This is a genomic window from Pseudomonas sp. A014, assembly GCF_052378495.1.
Lineage (GTDB): Bacteria > Pseudomonadota > Gammaproteobacteria > Pseudomonadales > Pseudomonadaceae > Aquipseudomonas > Aquipseudomonas machongensis.
In genome coordinates this window covers 746,553-763,244 of sequence record NZ_CP199001.1, presented here as the reverse complement: position 1 = coordinate 763,244, position 16,692 = coordinate 746,553, and the positions used below count along the sequence as shown (strand labels likewise).

Below are 16,692 nucleotides of genomic sequence, written 5' to 3'. Positions count from 1 at the left end.
TCCTTGTCAGAGATCGCCGAAGAAGCGCTTCATACCCTCGAACCAACCACTGGCCTTGGGCGAATGGGAGCTGTCGCCCTCGAGCGAATCACGCAGCTCTTCAAGCAGCTCGCGCTGGCGGCGGCTCAGGTTGACCGGTGTCTCGACCGCGACGCGGCACAACAGGTCGCCCGCCGCACCACCACGCACCGGCGCCACGCCCTTGCCGCGCAGGCGGAACTGCTTGCCGGTCTGGGTGCCTTCCGGGATCTTCAGCTTGACCCGGCCGTCCAGTGTCGGCACTTCCAGCTCCCCACCGAGCGCCGCATCGGTGTAGCTGATCGGCACTTCGCAATACAGGTGCTTGCCATCGCGCTGGAAGATCGAATGCTCACGGACACTGATGACCACATACAGGTCGCCGGTCGGGCCACCATGCGCCCCGGCCTCGCCCTCGCCAGACAGGCGGATGCGATCACCCGTATCAACACCCGCCGGCACCTTGACCGACAGGGTCTTGTATTCCTCGACACGGCCTTCGCCGTGGCAGGAGTTGCACGGGTCGGTGATGATCTTGCCCGAGCCATGGCAACGCGGGCAGGTCTGCTGCACCGAGAAGAAACCTTGCTGCATGCGCACCTGACCGATACCGCCGCAAGTCGGGCAGGTCGACGGCGTCGAGCCCTTCTTGGCGCCGGTACCATCGCACGGCGCGCAGTTGACCAGCGTCGGCACACGGATATTGACCGTGGTGCCACGCACCGCTTCTTCCAGGTTCAGCTCAAGGGTGTAGCGCAGGTCACTGCCGCGCTGGGCGCCGCCACGACCACCGCCACGGCCACCGCCGAAGAAATCACTGAATACGTCGCCGAAGATATCGGAGAAGTTGGCGCCGCCGAAGCCGGCACCACCGCCACCCATGCTCGGGTCGACACCGGCATGGCCGTACTGATCGTAGGCCGCGCGCTTGCTGGCGTCGGAGAGCACTTCATAGGCCTCGTTGGCCTCCTTGAATTTCTCTTCCGACTCTTTGTCGCCCGGGTTGCGGTCAGGGTGGAACTTCATCGCCAGGCGGCGATAGGCCTTCTTGAGGTCACCTTCGCTGGCGCCGCGCTCGACACCCAGGACCTCATAAAAATCACGCTTTGCCATAGGTCATTTGCACTCTTGAGGGCTTTCGGCATCTGTGCACCGTGCCGTCAGCACCTGCCGCAACACGCCTGATGCGCCCTGACAGATGCTGGAAATATTTCCCGTGTTCCAGACACGCCAACGCGGGAGCAAGCCCCCGCGCGGCGACATCCTACCAGCTCACCGACCAATGGCGATGAACTGGCCGACAACATGCAGGCATTACTGCTTGTTGTTGTCTTTCACTTCCTCGAACTCGGCGTCAACCACGTCATCGTGCTTGGCTTCCGGCTCTGCCTGCTGGGCGCCGCCCTGAGGCTGCTGAGCCTGTTGCTCGGCATACATCTTCTGGGCAACTGGCGCGGAGACTTTGGACAGCTCCTCGACCTTGGCGTCGATGGCGGCCTTGTCGTCGCCCTTGACGGCGGCTTCCAGAGCAACCACGGCAGCTTCGATCGCAGCCTTTTCCTCGGCAGTAGCCTTGTCACCGGCGTCGACGACCATCTTGCGGGTCGAGTGAACCAGCGCATCACCCTGGTTGCGGGCAGCAGCCAGCTCTTCGAACTTGCGGTCTTCCTCGGCGTTGGCCTCGGCGTCACGCACCATGCGCTCGATCTCTTCGTCCGACAGGCCGGAGTTGGCCTTGATCACGATCGACTGAGCCTTGCCGGTGGCCTTGTCTTTGGCGCCGACGTGCAGGATGCCGTTGGCGTCGATGTCGAAGGTCACTTCGATCTGTGGAACGCCACGCGGAGCTGGCGGAATGTCCGACAGGTCGAACTTGCCCAGCGACTTGTTCTGCGCGGCCTGCTTGCGCTCGCCCTGCAGGACGTGGATGGTCACTGCACCCTGGTTGTCGTCGGCAGTCGAGAACACCTGCGACTTCTTGGTCGGGATGGTGGTGTTCTTCTCGATCAGCGCGGTCATCACGCCACCCATGGTTTCGATACCCAGGGTCAGCGGGCTGACGTCGAGCAACAGGACGTCCTTCACGTCACCGGCCAGTACGGCGCCCTGGATGGCAGCACCCATGGCAACGGCTTCGTCCGGGTTGACGTCCTTGCGCGCTTCCTTGCCGAAGAAATCGGCGACCGCTTTCTGTACCAGCGGCATACGGGTCTGGCCACCGACCAGGATCACGTCGTCGATCTTGCTCGCATCGATACCGGCATCTTTCAGGGCGATGCGGCAAGGCTCGATGGTACGGCTGACCAGGTCTTCGACCAGCGACTCCAGCTTGGCGCGGGAGATCTTCACGTTCAGGTGCTTCGGACCGGTTGCATCAGCAGTGATGTACGGCAGGTTGACGTCGGTCGACTGGGCGGAAGACAGCTCGATCTTGGCCTTTTCAGCGGCTTCTTTCAGACGCTGCAGTGCCAGCGGATCGTTCTTCAGGTCCATGCCGGACTCTTTCTTGAACTCGTCGACGAGGTAGTCGATCAGGCGCATGTCGAAGTCTTCACCACCCAGGAAGGTGTCACCGTTGGTGGCCAGTACTTCGAACTGATGCTCACCGTCGACTTCGGCGATTTCGATGACCGACACGTCGAAGGTACCACCACCCAGGTCATAGACGATGACGGTGTGGTCGCCCTTGGCCTTGTCCATGCCATAGGCCAGTGCAGCGGCGGTCGGTTCGTTGATGATGCGCTTGACGTCCAGACCGGCGATGCGACCGGCATCCTTGGTAGCCTGGCGCTGGCTGTCGTTGAAGTAGGCCGGAACGGTGATGACCGCTTCGGTGACAGGCTCGCCGAGGTAGTCTTCGGCGGTCTTCTTCATTTTCTTCAGGACTTCGGCGCTGATCTGCGGCGGAGCCATTTCCTTGCCAGCAGCCTCGACCCAGGCGTCACCGTTGCCGGCCTTGACGATCTTGTAAGGCACCAGCTTGATGTCTTTCTGCACGACGTCTTCTTCGAAGCGGCGGCCGATCAGGCGCTTCACTGCGAACAGGGTGTTGTGCGGGTTGGTGACGGCCTGGCGCTTGGCCGACTGGCCAACCAGGATTTCGCCGTCGTTGGCGTAGGCCACGATCGAAGGGGTGGTACGCGCACCTTCGGCGTTCTCGATGACCTTGACGTTACCGTTTTCCAGAATGGAGACGCACGAGTTGGTCGTCCCCAGGTCGATACCGATGATTTTGCCCATGTTAACTCTCCCGAAACTTGAATTTGGTAGCAGCGACTACTTTGGCCAACTGCGGTAATACTTGAAGGCTTGACACCTAGATGGGGATGCCCCGGTGGATTTCAAGCCTTTTCATCGATGGAAGGCTGGGGCGCTGCCGGCGCCTTGCTGACCACCACCATGGCGGGGCGCAGCAGGCGGCCATTGAGCAGATAACCCTTCTGGAACACGTTGAGCACGCTGTTCGGCTCTACCTCGGCGTTTTCCTGCATGGCCATGGCCTGGTGATGCTCAGGGTTGAATGGCTGGCCGTGAGGATCGACGGCTTCGAGGTTGTAGCGCTTGAGTGTGTCCTGGAACATCTTCAGGGTCAGCTCGACACCTTCGCGGATCTGCTTGACGTTTTCGTCATCGGCGCTGGAGTGGGTCAGGGCCAGCTCCAGGCTGTCGATCACCGGCAGCAGGTCGCCAGCGAATTTCTCCAAGGCGAACTTGTGAGCCTTCTCGACATCCTGCTCGGCACGACGGCGGATGTTCTGCAGGTCTGCCGCCACACGCAGCGACTGATCCTTGGCGGCGGCCAGCTGCTCCTCGAGCACCTGGACGCGGGCACCGAGGTCTTCGGATCCGGCTTCTTCGGCGTTAAGGTTTTGTTCATCCAGCTGTTCGTCAGCCATCGGTGCTCTCCTCCGCAATTTCTGGTTACAGGTCATGCCTGCCTTGTCTGCCGGTTATATGGGGTCGGAAAAATCAGGTTCAAGGGGCAAGCGGCATTTCCACATTCAACAGGCGGGCATTGGCAGACGCGAAAAAAGTACTGTATAAATAACCAGACACGACCTTCGGGAGCGGCCCTCATGCTGGTGCACCTGTCCATTCACAACTACGCCATCGTCGAGCACCTCGACCTCGAACTCGCCCGCGGGATGTCGGTGATCACCGGCGAAACGGGGGCCGGCAAGTCGATCATGCTGGACGCGCTCGGCCTGGCGCTGGGCGATCGTGCCGACAGCGGCGTGGTGCGCCCGGGCGCCGACAAGGCCGACCTGCTTGCCACCTTCGACCTGATCGACATCCCCGAAGCCCGCACCTGGCTGGCAGAGCGCGACCTCGACAACGACGGCCCATGTATCCTGCGCCGAGTGATCACCGCCGAAGGCCGCAGCCGCGGCTACATCAACGGCACCCCTTGCCCGCTCGGCGACCTCAAGGCACTCGGTGAGTTGCTGATCGACATTCACAGCCAGCACGAACACCAGTCGCTCCTCAAGACCGATACGCATCGTCGCCTGGTCGACGAGTACGCCGGCGCCACCGACCTCGCCCGCCAGGTGCAACTGGCGGCCCAGCGCTGGCGCCAGACCCGCCTGGAGCTGGAGCGTCTGTCCAACTCCGGCGATGAGCAACGCGCCCGTCATCAGCTGCTGAGCTACCAGCTCGAAGAGCTCGACAATCTGGGCCTGGGCGAAAACGAGCTGGAACAGCTTGAGCACGAGCACAAGAACCTGACCAATGCCGAAGCCCTGTTCGGCATCTGCCGACAGGTCATCGATCAATGCAGCGAAAGCGACTCCGGCAACGTGCTCAGCGCCCTGACGGTCAGCCTCAATCGCCTGACCGCCGTGAACAATGCACCCAAGGCATTGGGCGAGGCCGTCAATCTGATCGCCAGTGCGCAGATCCAGATCGAGGAAGCGGTTGGCGAGCTCAACCGCTTCCTTGACAACTTCGACGCCGACCCTCTGCGCCTGCAGGCGCTGGAAGAGCGGCTCGACACCCTTTATACGCTCGCTCGCAAGCACCGCGTGCACCCGAGCGAGCTGCCACACCTGCAACAGCGCCTCATGGAGGAGCTCGAAGGGCTCAACGCCAGCGATGAATCCATCGAGCGCCTGGGCGGCGAACTGGCCGCCTATGCACAGCACTATAAAGAGAAGGCCGTCGAGCTCAGCAACCTGCGCCGCCAGGCCGCAGTGCAACTGGCGGTGGCGGTCGAGCAGGAGATCCAGCGCCTGGGCATGCCTGGCGGGCGCTTCTGCATCGAGCTGTCGCCCAACGAGAGCGATGAGCTTTCGCCCCACGGGCTGGAGCAGGTCGAGCTGCTGGTCAGCGCCAACCCCGGCCAGCCGCTCAAGGGCCTGGCCAAGGTGGCGTCGGGAGGCGAGCTGTCACGCATCAGTCTGGCGATTCAGGTCATCACCGCACAAACCTCGCGCATTCCCACGCTGGTCTTTGACGAAGTGGACGTGGGCATCGGCGGCCCGACCGCCGAGATCGTCGGCCAACTGTTGCGCCGCCTGGGTGAGCGCGGCCAGGTCCTGACCGTCACCCACCTGCCGCAGGTTGCAGCGCAAGGGCACCACCACCTGTTCGTACACAAGGTGCGCAACAGCGACACCACCCATACAGCCGTGGCCAGCCTAGGCAAACGTGAGCGGGTCGAAGAAGTGGCACGCATGCTGGGCGGGATAGACCTGACCAAGGAATCCCTGGCGCATGCGCGCAAGATGGTGGTTAGCGGCAAGGCCTGAGGCAGCACACTCCTCAACACGTTGCAGAAAGCACAAAGGCGACCCGAAGGTCGCCTTTGCTGTTCATAACGATCGAAATCGTTACTTTTTCTTACGCACATACAGGACCAGATTGTGGTCCACGAGCTCGTAGCCATGCTCAGCCACGATCTCTTTCTGACGGCGCTCGATCTCCGCATCCATGAATTCGATCACTTCGCTGGTATCCACGTTGACCATATGGTCGTGGTGGCCGCCATCGGCCAGCTCGAACACTGCGTGGCCGCCATCGAAGTTGTGGCGAACCACCAGACCCGCTGCTTCGAACTGGGTCAGTACACGGTAGACGGTCGCCAGACCGACATCCTCACCTGCTTCCATCAGCGCCTTGTAGACATCCTCGGCGCTCATGTGACGCTGCTCGGTCGAATCGAGCATCTGAAGGATCTTGACTCGAGGCAGGGTCACCTTGAGACCGGCTTTGCGCAATTCGCTATTTTCAACCATGGTCAGCTTTCTCGCCGATGCTGCTTCGCAGCTTCTCTTAATACGGGTATGATCGGGGTTTACGTTGTCCAGCCAAGATAGTGGAAGTCGCCCACCGATGCAAAACACCAAGCTCTTGCTAACCAGCCTCACCCTCGTGGGACTGCTCGCACTCGCCGGTTGCTCGTTTCCCGGGGTTTACAAAATCGACATCCAGCAGGGCAATGTCGTCACGCAGGACATGATAGACCAATTGCGCCCCGGAATGACCCGACGGCAAGTAAGGTTTATCATGGGCAACCCGCTCCTGCAGGACACCTTCAACACCAATCGGTGGGATTATCTCTACAGCATCCAGCCTGGCGGCGGTAAGCGCCAGCAGGAGCGCATGAGCATCTTCTTCAACGAAAGCGACCAACTGGTCAGCCTGTCCGGCGACTTCATGCCAGGTGTGAGCCGCGACCAGGAAATCCTGGGCGGCAGCAGCACCACGACCGTCAGCCCGGCCAACCAGCCGTCTCAACAGCCAGAGAAGCCAGCCAAGGCCGGCTCGACGGAAGAGTCGATCCAGCGTGAAATCGACACCATCGAGACGACACCGGTGCCCACACCGGCTCCCCTGGAGACCTCGCCGCAATAACGGTATGGCCCATGAAAAAGCCCGGACATGGTCCGGGCTTTTTATTGCGCAGCGCATACAGCAACAACCTTTACCCGCGTGCAGCCTTGGCCCTTTCGGCTCGCTGTCTGCGCATCGCCTTCGGGTCGACCAGCAGCGGCCGGTAGATTTCCAGGCGCTCGCCCTCCTCTACCTGACGCTGCTGCGGATCAGCGACGACCTTGCCGAACACACCCACCGGGCAGCTTTCAATATCCAGCCCTGGCACTTGCGCAGCGATACCAGACAAACGCAAAGCCTCACGCAGCGTCACGCCCTGCGGCACCCGGCACGCCAGCAGCCACTGGCGTGCAGCAGTCGCGTAAGCCACCTCGATACCCAGCGTCTCAGCCATGCAGCTGCTTGGCTCGCTGGCAGAAGGCATCGACGAGGGTGTTGGCTGCCTGGTTGAACAATGGCCCGAGGGTGGCGCGCACCAGCGGCCCGGCGTAATCGAACGACAGGTCGAGGCTGATCTTGCAGGCTTTCTCGCCCAACGCCTTGAACACCCACACACCATGCAACTGGGTGAAGGGCCCTTCTTCCAGGTTCATCTCGATGGATTGCCCCGGGACCAACACATTGCGCGTGACGAACTGCTGGCTCATGCCACCCTTGGCTACCTCCAGCTTCGCCCGCATGTGCGTGTCACTCGCCTCGAGCACCGTCGAGTCCGAGCACCAGGGAAGAAACTCAGGGTAGCTGGCCACGTCGTTGACCAGGTCGTAGAGCGCCTGGGCAGGGTATGGCAGCAGGGCGGAGCGTTGAATATGGGTAGTCATCCAGGCATCACTTCCAAGCTGGGCGGCAGCGCATCGCAGCGCTTCGGAACGGTTCCGTACAACGGAACGAGGCCTGCATTGTCCGGGATTCATCCTGCTGGCTCAAGCGCACCGAACCCCATAGCCAGAGGACGTGGCGACTGCCTATAATGCCGCCCCTATGGCTAAGCAAAAGAAACATCCGACCGGGACCATCGCGCAGAACAAGAAAGCGCGACACGATTACTTCATCGAACACAAGTTCGAGGCCGGGCTGGTCCTGTCCGGTTGGGAAGTAAAAAGCCTGCGGGCCGGCAAGGCGCACCTGACCGACAGCTACGTGCTGCTCAAGGATGGCGAAGCCTGGCTGTTCGGCAGCCACATCACCCCGCTGAACACCGCCAGCACCCACGTCATCGCCGACCCCATGCGTACCCGCAAGCTGCTGCTGAACAAGCGCGAGCTCGAGCGCGTGGAGGCTGCCGTGGCGCAAAAAGGCTACACCTGTGTGGCCCTGGCGCTGTACTGGAGCAAGCACCTGATCAAGTGCGAAATCGCGCTCGGCAAGGGCAAGAAGGAGTTCGACAAGCGCGACACGATGCGCGAGCGCGACTCCAACCGCGAGCTGCAGCGTGCGGTGCGCAACAAGGGCAAGGAAGAGTAGATCTTCCTCTTGCCTGCGATAGCTGCGATACCTGCCTAGCGCCCACTGCGTCGCTCAGCGCGCGCCACGCGCTGGGCTTCCTGCTGCGCTTCTTCCAGCACTTCCTGCACGTACAGGATGTGCCGGCTCGACACCTCCCGCGCATCTTCTGCACGCCCCTCGACGATCGCCTGGTACAGTTCGCGATGCTGACTGATCAGCATGTCGCGCGTTTCCGTACGCTGCTGGTACATACCCCCGATGTTGGTCACCACATTGCGCTTGAGCAGGTCGAACAGACCACGAATGGTATGCAGCAGCACGGCATTGTGGCTGGCCTCGGCAATCGCCAGATGAAAACGGGCATCCGCTGCGCCTTCTTCTGCACGACTGACCTCATCGACGCGGGCATAGCAATCCTGCAGCGCATCGAAGGCGGCCTTCAACCGCGCCCGATCCGGCTCGGTAGCACGCTGGGCTGCGTAGAAGGCGCATGAGGCCTCAAGGGTGTGACGAAACTCCAGCAGGTCGCGCTGAGCCTCAGGGTTGTGCTCGAGCAACTGCAACAAGGGATCACTGAACGTCGATCCCAGCGACTCGGCCACATAGTTGCCGCCCCCCTGGCGACTGACCAGCAGTCCCTTGGCCACCAGTTTCTGGATCGCCTCGCGCAACGACGGGCGGGAAACGCCGAACTGCTCGGCCAGGGCGCGTTCGGCGGGCAGGCGCTGCCCTGAGGTCAACGTCCCCTCGAGAATCATCCCTTCCAGTCGATCGACGATATCGTCGGACAGGCGCCGTTGGCGGACCTGATCAAAAACCATCACATGCTCTCCACAAACCCCGGCACCGATTTCGGGGCGCCTATTCTGCGCCTATCCGCGACAGCCCGACAGATATTCCTCGATTGATCCGACGCGATCTCGCCCTCCGCTCATCGGCACTCGACCAAAGTTTTGCTTGGGACAAATTGACACACCCCGTATCCGGCTTTTAACCTAGCGACCAGTCATTGTAAATTGGTCTTACCAATTATCCAATGCCAGTGCTGACCAACAACAATTAGGGGTCACCCCATATGCAAACCTGGCAACAACTCTACACACCGCTTGGTAGTCTCGGCCTGTCCGCACTGGCGGCGGTCATCCCCATCGTGTTCTTCTTCCTCGCCCTCGCCGTGTTCCGCCTCAAGGGCCACGTGGCAGGCAGCATTACCCTCGGTCTGTCAATCCTGGTGGCGATCTTCGCCTTCCAGATGCCTGTCGACATGGCCCTTACCGCAGCAGGCTACGGCTTCCTCTATGGCCTCTGGCCGATTGCCTGGATCATCGTTGCCGCGGTGTTCCTGTACAAACTCACGGTCAAGAGCGGTCAGTTCGAAGTCATCCGCAGCTCGGTACTGTCGATCACCGACGACCAGCGCCTGCAGGTGCTGCTGATCGGCTTCTGCTTCGGTGCCTTCCTCGAAGGCGCAGCCGGCTTCGGCGCGCCCGTGGCCATCACCGCCGCACTGCTGGTGGGTCTGGGCTTCAACCCGCTGTATGCCGCGGGCCTGTGCCTCATCGCCAACACCGCGCCGGTCGCCTTCGGCGCTCTGGGCATCCCGATCATCGTCGCCGGGCAAGTGACCGGTATCGACGCCTTCCACATTGGCGCCATGACCGGCCGCCAGCTGCCGCTGCTGTCGCTGTTCGTGCCGTTCTGGCTGGTGTTCATGATGGATGGCCTGCGTGGCGTGAAAGAGACCTGGCCCGCCGCGCTGGTCGCCGGCCTGAGCTTCGCCGTGACCCAGTACTTCACGTCCAACTTCATCGGCCCTGAACTGCCGGACATCACCTCGGCTCTGGCCAGCCTGATCGCCCTGACCCTGTTCCTCAAGGTCTGGCAGCCCAAGCGCGCGTTCGCCGAGGCCAAGGGCAGCGTCGGTGCAGCCGTGGTCAGCAGTGGCGGCAGCCAGCCTTCGCCGTACAGCTTCGGCGAGATCTTCAAGGCCTGGTCGCCATTCCTGATTCTCACCGTGCTGGTGACCATCTGGACCCTCAAGCCCTTCAAGGCTGCGTTCGCGCCGGGCGGCGCGATGTACAACTTCGTGTTCAACTTCGCCATCCCGCACCTCGATCAACTGGTGATCAAGACTGCCCCGATTGTCACCGCACCGACCGCAATGCCGGCCGTGTTCAAGCTCGACCCGATCTCCGCCACCGGCACCGCGATCTTCCTGTCGGCACTGATCTCGATGTGGGTCCTGAAGATCAATGTCAAAACTGGTCTTACCACTTTCAAAGAGACCTTCTGGGAACTGCGCTGGCCGATCCTGTCGATCGGCATGGTGCTGGCCTTCGCCTTCGTCACCAACTACTCGGGCATGTCCTCGACCATGGCCCTGGTCCTGGCCGGCACCGGCGCGGCGTTCCCATTCTTCTCGCCGTTCCTGGGTTGGCTGGGCGTGTTCCTGACCGGATCCGACACGTCGTCCAACGCCCTGTTCAGCTCGCTGCAGGCCACCACTGCGCACCAGATCGGCGTCAGCGACACCTTGCTGGTCGCCGCCAACACCAGCGGCGGCGTTACCGGCAAGATGATCTCGCCGCAGTCGATCGCCGTGGCCTGCGCCGCCACCGGCCTGGTCGGCAAGGAGTCGGACCTGTTCCGCTTCACCGTCAAGCACAGCCTGTTCTTCGCGACCATCGTCGGCCTGATCACCCTGGTCCAGGCCTACTGGCTGACCGGTATGCTGGTTCATCACTAAAGTGACAGGGGCCGGGCGCGCGCATGTGCCCGGCAACCCACCCCACCCACGCTGCGAGAATCCATGATCATTTCAGCCTCCACCGACTATCGCGCCGCGGCCCAGCGCAAGCTGCCCCCCTTCCTGTTCCACTACGCCGACGGCGGCGCCTACGCCGAGCACACCCTGCGCCACAACGTCTCGGACCTGGCCAGCATCGCCCTGCGCCAGCGTGTCCTGAGAAACATGTCGGAGCTGAGCCTTCAGACCCGGCTGTTCGACGAAACCCTGAGCATGCCCGTGGCCCTGGCCCCGGTCGGTCTCACCGGCATGTACGCGCGCCGTGGCGAAGTGCAAGCGGCGCGCGCGGCGGCGGCGCACGGCATTCCCTTCACCATGTCCACGGTGTCGGTCTGCCCGATCGAGGAAGTGGCGCCGGCCATCGACCGGCCCATGTGGTTCCAGCTGTATGTCCTCAAGGACCGCGGCTTCATGCGCAACGCCCTGGAGCGTGCCAAGGCCGCCGGGGTGAAGACGCTGGTGTTCACCGTCGACATGCCCGTGCCCGGCGCCCGCTACCGCGACGCCCATTCCGGCATGAGTGGCGCCAACGGCCCGATGCGTCGTGTGTTGCAAGCCATGACCCACCCTCAATGGGCCTGGGACGTCGGCGTGATGGGACGCCCCCACGACCTGGGCAACATTTCCACCTATCGCGGCAACCCGACCGGCCTTGCCGACTACATCGGCTGGCTGGGCAACAATTTCGACCCGTCGATTTCCTGGAAGGACCTGGAGTGGATCCGCGAATTCTGGGACGGCCCGATGATCATCAAGGGCATCCTCGACGCCGATGACGCCCGCGACGCAGTGAAGTTCGGTGCCGACGGCATCGTCGTCTCCAACCACGGCGGCCGCCAGCTCGACGGCGTGCTGTCCAGCGCCCGCGCCCTGCCGGCCATCGCCGACGCGGTCAAGGGTGATTTGAAGATTCTCGCCGACTCGGGTATCCGCAGCGGCCTGGACGTGGTGCGCATGATCGCCCTGGGCGCCGACACGGTGCTGATCGGCCGCGCCTTCCTCTGGGCCCTGGCCGTGCATGGCCAGGCTGGGGTGAAGAACCTGCTGGAGCTGTTCGAGAAAGAAATGCGCGTGGCCATGGTGCTGACCGGCGCCAAGTCGATCGGCGAGATCAGCCGCGATTCACTGGTACGCGAGCTGGGCGCCTGAGCCCTTACGAAACAAACGCCTGATAGTCCGGGGCACGTCGCGCGCCAGACGCGCCGGCCCCGCGAGGAGATTGCATGAGCCTGCCCGCTGCGTTCCTGCGTGATGCCGAGCGCCTGATCCCTGCCGAACGCCGTTTCGACGACCCGACCTCGACCCTGGCCTTCGGCACCGACGCCAGTTTCTACCGGCTGATCCCCAAGCTGGTGGTGCGCGTCGAATCCGAGGACGAGGTGGTCGAGCTGATCCGCCTGGCCCAGCGTGAGCGCGTGCCGGTAACCTTCCGCGCTGCAGGCACCAGCCTCTCCGGGCAGGCCATCAGCGACTCGGTGCTGATCGTGCTGGGCGACAACTGGAACGGCCGCGAGATTCGCAACCAGGGCGAACAGATCCGCCTGCAGCCCGGGGTCATCGGTGCCCAGGCCAATGCCTGGCTGGCCCCCTACGGGCGCAAGATCGGACCTGATCCGGCGTCGATCAATGCCTGCAAGATCGGCGGCATCGTCGCCAACAATGCCAGCGGCATGTGCTGCGGTACCGCGCAGAACACCTATCACACCCTTGCTGGCCTGCGCCTGGTACTGGCCGACGGCACTCGCCTGGACAGTGAAGACCCGGCCAGCGTCGCCGCCTTCGAGCAGAGCCACGCCGCATTGCTCGAGGAACTTGCCCGCCTTGGCCGTGAGACTCGCGCCAACACCGAACTGGCCGACCGCATCCGCCACAAGTACAGGTTGAAGAACACCACCGGCCTCTCGCTCAACGCACTGGTGGACTACGACCAGCCGCTGGATATCCTCCAGCACCTGCTGGTCGGCTCAGAAGGCACCCTGGGTTTCATCAGCGCAGTCACCTATGACACCGTGCCTGACCACCCGCACAAGGCCAGCGCCCTGCTGGTGTTTCCCACTGTCGAAAGCTGCTGCCGGGCAGTGACCGTGCTCAAGCGCCAGCCCGTGTCGGCGGTCGAGCTGCTCGATCGCCGCAGCCTGCGCTCGGTGCAGGAGATGCCAGGCATGCCGGCCTGGGTGAAAGGCCTGTCGAACAACGCCTGCGCCCTGCTGATCGAGTCCCGCGCCGCCAGCCAGAGCCTGCTGCACGAACAACTGGCGCTGGTGATGGGGTCAATCGCCGAATTCCCGCTCGAGCAGAAGGTCGAGTTCAGCGAAGACCCGACGGTGTACAACCTGCTGTGGAAGATTCGCAAGGACACCTTCCCTGCCGTCGGCGCCGTGCGCCAGACCGGCACCACAGTGATCATCGAAGACGTGACCTTCCCGGTCGAACAACTGGCCGAGGGCGTCAACCGCCTGATCCAGCTGTTCGACAGGCATCGCTATGACGAGGCGATCATTTTCGGCCATGCACTGGAAGGCAACCTGCACTTCGTTTTCACCCAGGGCTTCAACAGCGCCGAGGAAGTCGCGCGTTACCAGGCCTTCATGGAGGACGTCGCGCAACTGGTGGCGGTGGAATTCGGCGGCTCGCTCAAGGCCGAGCACGGCACCGGACGCAACATGGCGCCCTTCGTCGAGCTGGAATGGGGCAACGACGCTTACCAATTGATGTGGGCACTCAAGCGCTTGCTCGACCCCAACGGCATCCTCAACCCGGATGTGGTGCTCAGCAACGATCCGGACGTCCACCTGAAAAACCTCAAGCCACTGCCGGCGGCCGACGAGATCGTCGACAAATGCATCGAGTGCGGTTTCTGCGAGCCGGTGTGCCCGTCCAAGGGGCTGACCCTCAGCCCACGCCAACGCATTGTCATGTGGCGCGATATCCAGGCCAAGCGTCGTGCCGGCCTCGACACCCGCGAGCTGCTGCAGACCTATCAATACCAGGGCATCGATACCTGCGCCGCTACCGGCCTGTGCGCCCAGCGTTGCCCGGTGGGGATCAATACCGGCGAACTGGTGAAAAAACTGCGCGGCCAGGCCGCCGATCACCTGAAGACTGCCGACTGGCTGGCCGAGCACTTCCACTCGGCCCTCAGTGGCGCACGCCTGACCCTCGCCGCGGCCAACGGCGCACGCAAGCTGCTCGGTGCCCCACGCTTGGCGCGCCTAAGCAGTGGCCTGCGCAAGGTCAGCAACGGTCGCCTGCCGCAGTGGACAGCGGCCATGCCGCAACCGCTCAAACCGATCGACTTCGGCCCGGCAAGCCACGATGCACGACCCCGGGTGGTTTACCTTGCGGCCTGTGTGTCGCGTGTCATGGGTCCGGCCTATGGCGATCGCGAGCAGCGCTCGTTGCTGGACAAGACCCAGGCCCTGCTGGAAAAGGCCGGCTACCAGGTGATCTTCCCCGACAACGCCGATAGCCTCTGCTGTGGCCAGCCATTTGCTTCCAAGGGCTACGCCGAGCAGGCCGAGCACAAGCGCCAGGAACTGATCGCCGCCCTGCTGCATGCCAGCCGCGGCGGCCTCGATCCAATCTACTGCGACACCAGCCCCTGCACCTTGCGCCTGGTACAGGACCTGGGCGAAACCCGGCTGGACCTCTACGATCCGGTGCGCTTCATCCGCATGCATCTGCTCGACAAGCTGGAGTTCACTCCGCAGGAGGAACCTGTGGCCGTACATGTCACCTGCAGCACCCAGCACCTGGGCGAAAGCCAGGCGCTGATCGACCTCGCGCGGCGTTGCAGCAAGCAGGTGGTGATTCCCGAGGGTATCCACTGCTGTGGGTTCGCTGGCGACAAGGGCTTCACCACGCCAGAGCTCAATGCCCATTCCCTGCGCAGCCTGAAAGATGCGGTGCAGTACTGCAGCGAAGGGATTTCCACCAGCCGTACCTGCGAGATCGGGCTGTCGAGCCATAGTGGTATCGACTATCACGGATTGGTCTATCTGGTGGACCGGGTGACGCGGGCGCGAGCTATCTGAGGCCGGCCCAATCCCTGTGTGTGCAACTGTCTTGTTCAAAATCTAAAGGTCAGCCCAATCCCCTGTGGGAGCGGCGGTTCGCCGCTGCGACTTGTCCCGCGAACACGGGCGTAGCCCGTGCCAGGCAGCGCGGTGTTTTTTTCGCGGGTAAACCCGCTCCTACAATGGAGCGGCTACCCAGGCGATTGACCCAGCAGCTAGCAACCATTTGTTACAAGTAAATGCTAATCTGCAGCCCCCTTCTTCCGCTGCCGTTGGCCCCCGATGTCTGAGTCCGCACCGTTGCTGTTGCGTCACCACCGTCCGTTCATCGCGTTCTGGCTTGCGCGGGTCTTCACCGCCAGTGGCTTCCAGATGCTCACCGTGGCCATCGGCTGGCACCTCTACCAGCTCACCGGCAACGTCCTGGACCTGGGCCTGGTCGGCCTGGTCGAATTCGCCCCACGGGTGCTGTTCATGCTGCACACCGGGCATGTCGCCGACCGCTACGACCGGCGCAAGGTCGCCGCCCTGTGCCAGTGCCTGCAAGGGCTCATCGCCCTGGCCCTGGCGCTGGGCAGTGCCACCGACAGCGTCACCCGTGAACTGATCTTCGTGCTGGCCTTCCTGCTCGGTGCCACCCGCTCCTTCGAGATGCCTGCGACCCAGGCACTGCTGCCCAACGTGGTGCCGCCGGGGCTGTTCCCGCGCGCCGTCGCTGCGTCGGCGTCGGCGACCCAGGCAGCGACCATCGTCGCCCCGGCGGTCGGCGGCCTGCTCTACGCTTTCGGCAGCATCTGGGTGTATGGCCCGACGGTATTGCTGTACGCCATTGCCTGCCTGCTGATGCTCAGCCTCGACTCGCGCCAGCAGACACCACAGCGCGGCCGTGCCAGCCTGGAGTCGCTGCTGGCCGGCATCCGCTTCATTCGCAGTCGCCCGGACATCCTCGGCGCCATCTCGCTGGACCTGTTCGCCGTGCTGCTCGGCGGTGCCACGGCGCTGCTGCCGGTGTTCGCGAAGGATATCCTGCTCACCGGCGCCTGGGGCCTGGGTCTGCTGCGCTCGGCCCCGGCGGTAGGTGCCTTGTTGATGTCGCTGTGGCTGGCGCGCTTCCCGGTAGAACGCAAGGTCGGCCGGACCATGTTCACCGCCGTCGGCGTGTTCGGCGTGGCGACCATCGCCTTTGGTCTGTCGACCTCGTTCTGGTTCTCGCTGGCGGTGCTGGTGGTACTGGGCGCGGCAGACATGTTCAGCATGGTTATCCGCAGCGCCTTCGTGCAACTGGAGACACCCGATGAAATGCGCGGCCGGGTCAGCGCGGTGAACGGGCTGTTCATCGGTGCCTCGAATCAGCTCGGCGAGTTCGAATCCGGGGTCACTGCGCACTGGTTTGGCACAGTTCCGGCGGTGGTACTGGGTGGTGTGGGCACGCTGGTGGTCACCGGCGTGTGGATGAAGCTGTTCCCGACCCTGGCCAACCGCGACCGCATGCACAATCCGCAATAGTCTTCATGGGGCTGCCTGGCAGCCCTTTCGCGGCACCAGGCCGCGCCGACAGCGGGCGCCACGCCA

14 protein-coding genes are annotated in these 16,692 nt (G+C 63.2%); 7 read left to right on the top strand and 7 right to left on the bottom strand.

Annotation, left to right across the window (positions count from 1 at the left end; genetic code table 11):
• Positions 1–6 precede the first annotated feature (6 nt).
• The 3 genes from dnaJ to grpE form a co-directional block, all read right to left on the bottom strand.
• Positions 7–1,131: a molecular chaperone DnaJ gene (dnaJ, locus tag ACTYOL_RS03630; protein ID WP_200603700.1), complete on the bottom strand. Its 1,125-nt coding sequence runs from the start codon at positions 1,129–1,131 to the stop codon at positions 7–9.
• Positions 1,132–1,332: 201 nt separating this feature from the next.
• Positions 1,333–3,258, bottom strand: a complete 1,926-nt coding sequence (gene dnaK / locus ACTYOL_RS03625) for a molecular chaperone DnaK (protein ID WP_054892624.1) — start codon at positions 3,256–3,258, stop codon at positions 1,333–1,335.
• 101 nt (positions 3,259–3,359) lie between these two features.
• Entirely contained in the window at positions 3,360–3,914 is a 555-nt protein-coding gene (gene grpE, locus ACTYOL_RS03620; protein WP_054892625.1) for a nucleotide exchange factor GrpE, read from the bottom strand.
• 180 nt (positions 3,915–4,094) lie between these two features.
• Here grpE and recN point away from each other — a divergent pair, with 180 nt between their 5' ends.
• Entirely contained in the window at positions 4,095–5,768 is a 1,674-nt protein-coding gene (gene recN, locus ACTYOL_RS03615) for a DNA repair protein RecN (protein ID WP_153774499.1), read from the top strand.
• An 81-nt stretch (positions 5,769–5,849) separates the two neighbouring features.
• On the opposite strand, the gene fur is transcribed toward recN, so the two are convergent.
• The gene (fur, locus tag ACTYOL_RS03610) at positions 5,850–6,254 is read right to left on the bottom strand and encodes a ferric iron uptake transcriptional regulator (RefSeq protein ID WP_046788147.1); all 405 of its coding nucleotides are present in this window, start codon (positions 6,252–6,254) and stop codon (positions 5,850–5,852) included.
• Between the two features lie 97 nt (positions 6,255–6,351).
• Here fur and ACTYOL_RS03605 point away from each other — a divergent pair, with 97 nt between their 5' ends.
• Entirely contained in the window at positions 6,352–6,873 is a 522-nt protein-coding gene (locus ACTYOL_RS03605) for an outer membrane protein assembly factor BamE (RefSeq protein ID WP_054892627.1), read from the top strand.
• 70 nt (positions 6,874–6,943) lie between these two features.
• Here the strand turns inward: ACTYOL_RS03605 and ACTYOL_RS03600 are convergent, their stop codons facing one another.
• Together ACTYOL_RS03600 and ACTYOL_RS03595 are read right to left on the bottom strand one after the other, a co-directional pair.
• Positions 6,944–7,246 (bottom strand): RnfH family protein, encoded by a 303-nt coding sequence (locus ACTYOL_RS03600; protein ID WP_151926432.1) that lies wholly within the window; start codon positions 7,244–7,246, stop codon positions 6,944–6,946.
• Positions 7,239–7,673 carry a type II toxin-antitoxin system RatA family toxin gene (locus tag ACTYOL_RS03595; RefSeq protein ID WP_054892629.1) on the bottom strand — a complete coding sequence of 145 codons (435 nt, stop codon included), beginning with the start codon at positions 7,671–7,673 and terminating at the stop codon, positions 7,239–7,241. The genes ACTYOL_RS03600 and ACTYOL_RS03595 overlap by 8 nt, the downstream gene beginning before the upstream one ends.
• A 160-nt stretch (positions 7,674–7,833) precedes the next feature.
• On the opposite strand from ACTYOL_RS03595, the gene smpB reads away from it, so the two are divergent.
• Positions 7,834–8,316: an SsrA-binding protein SmpB gene (gene smpB / locus ACTYOL_RS03590; protein WP_027917703.1), complete on the top strand. Its 483-nt coding sequence runs from the start codon at positions 7,834–7,836 to the stop codon at positions 8,314–8,316.
• Between the two features lie 35 nt (positions 8,317–8,351).
• Here the strand turns inward: smpB and ACTYOL_RS03585 are convergent, their stop codons facing one another.
• Complete coding sequence (locus ACTYOL_RS03585) at positions 8,352–9,119, bottom strand: FCD domain-containing protein (RefSeq protein ID WP_153774498.1); 768 nt, start codon at positions 9,117–9,119, stop codon at positions 8,352–8,354.
• A gap of 254 nt (positions 9,120–9,373) precedes the next feature.
• On the opposite strand from ACTYOL_RS03585, the gene ACTYOL_RS03580 reads away from it, so the two are divergent.
• The 4 genes from ACTYOL_RS03580 to ACTYOL_RS03565 all read left to right on the top strand — a co-directional run bounded on the left by ACTYOL_RS03580 (position 9,374) and on the right by ACTYOL_RS03565 (position 16,626).
• Positions 9,374–11,044: a lactate permease LctP family transporter gene (locus ACTYOL_RS03580; protein ID WP_444757553.1), complete on the top strand. Its 1,671-nt coding sequence runs from the start codon at positions 9,374–9,376 to the stop codon at positions 11,042–11,044.
• Positions 11,045–11,107: 63 nt separating this feature from the next.
• Positions 11,108–12,253 (top strand): FMN-dependent L-lactate dehydrogenase LldD, encoded by a 1,146-nt coding sequence (gene lldD, locus ACTYOL_RS03575; RefSeq protein WP_153774497.1) that lies wholly within the window; start codon positions 11,108–11,110, stop codon positions 12,251–12,253.
• A gap of 74 nt (positions 12,254–12,327) precedes the next feature.
• Positions 12,328–15,138, top strand: a complete 2,811-nt coding sequence (locus tag ACTYOL_RS03570) for an FAD-binding and (Fe-S)-binding domain-containing protein (protein WP_444757552.1) — start codon at positions 12,328–12,330, stop codon at positions 15,136–15,138.
• Between the two features lie 264 nt (positions 15,139–15,402).
• Positions 15,403–16,626 carry an MFS transporter gene (locus ACTYOL_RS03565; protein ID WP_444757551.1) on the top strand — a complete coding sequence of 408 codons (1,224 nt, stop codon included), beginning with the start codon at positions 15,403–15,405 and terminating at the stop codon, positions 16,624–16,626.
• Positions 16,627–16,692: the final 66 nt, after the last annotated feature.